Source organism: Kitasatospora sp. NPDC036755, assembly GCF_040636595.1.
In the GTDB taxonomy this organism is placed as follows: Bacteria; Actinomycetota; Actinomycetes; order Streptomycetales; family Streptomycetaceae; genus Kitasatospora.
On record NZ_JBEZUT010000511.1, the window covers coordinates 1 to 4,162 of the forward strand.

Sequence of the window (4,162 nt, forward strand, 5' to 3'; positions counted from 1 at the left end):
GGCGGCCTCGGCGGCGGCCAGGGCGGGCGCCGGGTCGGCGTCCGTCGCCCCGGCGAGGCCGGTGAGGCAGGCGCGGACGGTGTCCAGCGCGGCCGCCTGCCCGTAGTGGTTGACCCGCAGCATCGAGCCGGCCAGCGCGCCGCCGCCCGGCTGGACCGGCAGGGCCGGGTCGAGGCGGGCGGCGAGGGCGGTGGCGTCGACGCCGTCCGGGGTGCGCAGGGTGGTGGCGACCGGGGCCGCGTGGGCGTCCTCGACGACGTACGGGGCCAGGGTGCCGAGCGCGCGGACGCCGGCCCGGGTGGCGGCCGAGGCAGCGCGGTGGCGGGCGATCACGGTGGGCAGGCCGGCCGCGGCGATCCGGTCCAGGCAGGCGCCGAGCGCGAGCATCTCCAACTGCGCCGGGGCGTGCGGCAGCACCGCGCGGCCGGCGTCCGTCCAGCGCTCCTTCCAGTCGAGCAGCGAGAGGTAGGAGCGGCGCGGGGCGGCCGGGTTGGCGGCGATCCGCTCCCAGGCGCGCTCGGAGACGGACACGGCGGAGACCCCGGCCGGGCCGCCCATCGCCTTCTGGCCGCCGATGACGCACAGGTCGACGCCCCACTCGTCGGTGAGCAGCGGCTCGGCGGCGACGGAGGCCACCGCGTCGAGCATCAGCAGCGCGCCGTGCTCGCGGACCACGGCACCGATCCCGGCGACCGGATTGGTGTTGCCGGTGGCGGCCTCGGCGTGCACCAGGGAGACGAAGTCGATCTCCGGGGTGGCGGCCAGCGCCTCGGCGACCTGCTCGGCGCTCACCGCGCTGTCGAAGGGCACGGCCAGGTCGACGACCTTCGCCCCGCAGGAGCGCAGCCAGTTGCCGAAGGTCTGCCCGTACGGGCCGGTGACGATGTTGAGGGCGGTCGAGCCGGGGTGGGCGGCGCCGCGGATCGCGGCCTCCAGGGGCAGGAGCGCCTCGCCCTGGGTGACGATCACGTCGGCCCCGGTGTGCAGCAGCGCGGCCACCTGGTCCTCGATCGCCGCGAACTCGGCGGCGCTGAGCGGGGGCAGGTCGAGGAAGGGACTCACGTCGGTATCGCCTTTCGCGGGGGTGGGGATGCGGAAACGAGTCTGCCGCATCATGGCTGCTTACACGGAACCCGCCCGTCGGTAGAGTGCGGCCATGAGCGAGCGGAGCGAGCGGGTCGTCGAAGGGTGCGCGCGGGCGGCTGCCCCCGGCGGGCGGAGCGGGGCGGGCGCATGAGCGACGGCGCGGTGCTGCACGTACGGGGCCGGGTGCTGGTCGGTCCGCAGGACGTCCGGGACGAACTCTGGGTCGTGGACGGCCGGGTGAGCTTCACCCGCCCGCCGACCGCCGACGACGTGCGGACGGTGACCGGCTGGGTGCTGCCCGGCCTGGTGGACGCGCACTGCCACGTCGGCCTGGACGAGCACGGCGCGGTGGACGCCGAGACCAGCGAGAAGCAGGCGCTCACCGACCGGGACGCCGGCACCCTGCTGATCCGCGACGCCGGCTCGGCCGCCGACACCCGGTGGATCGACGACCGGGAGGACCTGCCCCGGATCATCCGGGCCGGGCGGCACATCGCCCGCACCCGCCGCTACATCCGCAACTACGCGCACGAGATCGAGCCCGGCGACCTGGCCGCCTACGTCCGGGCCGAGGCCCGGCGCGGGGACGGCTGGGTGAAGCTGGTCGGCGACTGGATCGACCGCGAGCGCGGCGACCTCGCCGCCTGCTGGCCCGGGGACGCGTTGGCCGAGGCGATCGCGGCGGCGCACGAGGAGGGGGCGCGGGTCACCGCGCACTGCTTCGCGGCGGAGTCGCTGCCGGACCTGCTGGCGGCCGGGATCGACTGCGTCGAGCACGCCACCGGGCTCACCGAGGAGCTGATCCCGGCCTTCGCCGAACGCGGGGTGGCGATCGTGCCGACCCTGGTCAACATCGCCACCTTCCCCGGCCTCGCGGCCGGCGGCGAGGCCAAGTTCCCGGCCTGGGCGGCGCACATGCGGCGGCTGCACGAGCGCCGGTACGACACCGTGGGCGCCGCGCACGACGCCGGCATCCCGGTGTTCGTCGGCACGGATGCGGGCGGCTCGCTGGCGCACGGGCTGGTCGCGGAGGAGGTGGCGGAGCTGGTGAAGGCGGGGCTGAGCCCGGCCGAGGCGCTGTCGGCGGCGAGCTGGGGCGCGCGCGCCTGGCTGGGGCGGCCGGGGCTGGACGAGGGCGCGCCGGCCGACTTCGTGGTGTACGCGCAGGACCCCAGGGCGGACGTCCGGGTGCTCGCGGCCCCGCGGTTGGTGGTGCTGCGGGGGCGGCCGGTCGAGTAGTCGCGCCGGGGGTGCGGGAGGCGAGGGCCGGAGGGAGGCGAGGACGGTCTCCCGGCCGGCCTCCCGGCTCGCCCTCCGGGTGCCTCCCGACCGGCCTCGATCGCATGATCATCCGCTGAAAGCCCTGTCGGTGTAGGCCGATAGGGTGGCGACCATGGCACCGCGTCCACTGAACGAGATCGTCGAGCCCGGCTGGGCCGCCGCCCTGGAACCCGTCGCCGGACGGGTCGCCGCGATGGGCGACTTCCTGCGCACCGAACTGGCCGCAGGCCGCACCTACCTGCCCTCCGGCCCGAACGTGCTGCGGGCCTTCCAGCAGCCCTTCGCCGACGTGCGGGTGCTGATCGTCGGGCAGGACCCGTACCCGACCCCCGGCCACGCCGTCGGGCTCAGCTTCTCGGTGGCCCCGGAGGTGCGGCCGATCCCGGCGAGCCTGATCAACATCTACCGGGAGTACGGCACCGACCTGGGCCTGCCGCAGCCGTCCAACGGGGACCTCACCCCGTGGACGCGGCAGGGCGTGCTGCTGCTCAACCGGGTGCTCACCGTCCAGCCGCGCAAGAGCGGCCAGCACCGGGGCAAGGGCTGGGAGGCGGTCACCGAGCAGGCGATCCGGGCGCTGGTGGCGCGCGGCGGCCCGCTGGTGGCGATCCTGTGGGGCAGTGACGCCCGCAACCTGCGCCCGCTGCTGGGCGACGTCCCGTCGGTGGAGTCGGTCCACCCCAGCCCGATGTCGGCCGACCGCGGTTTCTTCGGCTCGCGGCCGTTCAGCCGGGCGAACGAGCTGCTGGTGCGGCAGGGGGCGCAGCCGGTGGACTGGCGCCTGCCGTAGGAGCCTGCCAAGGGTGTCTGCCGCGGGCGCCGGGCGGTGCGCCGCGGCTGCTGTAGCAGAGGTGGGTCAGCGCAGAACGCCAATCTCACTCCAACGGGTGAAATGACTTTCTGTGTTACTCATGTGACGGATTGTTCGAGAAGACTGGCGGCTCATCGTTTCATCTGTGTGGGGGTACCGCCATGTCTTCTCGCCGAATCGTTTCCGCCGCCGCGGCCACCGCCGTGGTGGCGAGCACCCTGCTCACCACCGTGCCCGCCCGTGCCGCCGAGCCCGCTCCGTCGCCCGGCAAGGCCCGCGCCGTCACCGCCGAACTCGACCTGGACGTCAGCCTGTTGAACAAGGCGGTGGACGTCCCGGTGAACATCGCGCTCAACAAGGTGGAGTCGCCGGCGCAGCGCGACAGCTCCATCCTCACGGCCACCGTGGCCGGGGTCGACCAGACCGGCCCGGTCGAGCTCGTCAAGGCGGACGTCGGCAAGGCGGTGACCCGCGTCGACGCCAAGGGCGCCACCGCCTCCGTCAAGCTGGTCAACGCCGACGTGCACGCACCCGGACTCCCCGCCACCGCGCTGCTCGGCCTGGAGGCGATGAGCGCCGAGGCGACCTGCCCGGTCGACGGGCAGCCGACCGCCGACGTGGTCGCGCCGGTCAAGCTCAGCGTGCTCGGCAAGCCGGTCACCGTCGGGCTGTACGGCCCGACCAAGGTGGAGGTGCCGCTGATCGGCAGCGTCTCGGTGGAGTTCTCCAAGAAGACCGTGACCACCACCACCGCCGCCGCCTCCGCCCTGGAGGTGCAGGTGGAGGTGAACCCGCTCAACCTGAACGTCGCCAAGGTCACCGGGAAGCTCACCGTCGCCTCGGTGAGCTGCGAGAAGCCCTCGGCGCCGTCGGCCGCCGCGTCCGCCCCCGCCACCCCGGCGGCCCCGGGCACCGCGCCCGCGGCCCAGCCGGTCGCGGACACCACCACCTCGCGCGCCGCCGTCCCGCAGGCCGCGGTGGAGA

4 protein-coding genes are annotated in these 4,162 nt (G+C 75.1%); 3 read left to right on the plus strand and 1 reads right to left on the minus strand.

Annotated features, from left to right (window positions below):
• The coding region (locus tag AB0E96_RS38965) for an aminotransferase class V-fold PLP-dependent enzyme (protein ID WP_359831252.1) at window positions 1–1,062 on the minus strand (1,062 nt) is incomplete at its 3' end.
• A gap of 171 nt (window positions 1,063–1,233) precedes the next feature.
• On the opposite strand from AB0E96_RS38965, the gene AB0E96_RS38970 reads away from it, so the two are divergent.
• The 3 genes from AB0E96_RS38970 to AB0E96_RS38980 form a co-directional block, all read left to right on the plus strand.
• Complete coding sequence (locus tag AB0E96_RS38970; RefSeq protein ID WP_359831254.1) at window positions 1,234–2,325, plus strand: amidohydrolase family protein; 1,092 nt, start codon at window positions 1,234–1,236, stop codon at window positions 2,323–2,325.
• A 154-nt stretch (window positions 2,326–2,479) separates the two neighbouring features.
• Window positions 2,480–3,157 carry a uracil-DNA glycosylase gene (locus AB0E96_RS38975; RefSeq protein WP_359831256.1) on the plus strand — a complete coding sequence of 226 codons (678 nt, stop codon included), beginning with the start codon at window positions 2,480–2,482 and terminating at the stop codon, window positions 3,155–3,157.
• 182 nt (window positions 3,158–3,339) lie between these two features.
• A partial coding sequence (locus tag AB0E96_RS38980) for an SCO1860 family LAETG-anchored protein (protein ID WP_359831258.1) occupies window positions 3,340–4,162 on the plus strand: 823 nt, incomplete at its 3' end.

Coding starts and splice junctions, on each gene's coding strand:
- AB0E96_RS38970 (WP_359831254.1), top strand. CDS start 1,234: ATGAGCGACGGCGCGGTGCTGCACGTACGGGGCCGGGTGCTGGTCGGT.
- AB0E96_RS38975 (WP_359831256.1), top strand. CDS start 2,480: ATGGCACCGCGTCCACTGAACGAGATCGTCGAGCCCGGCTGGGCCGCC.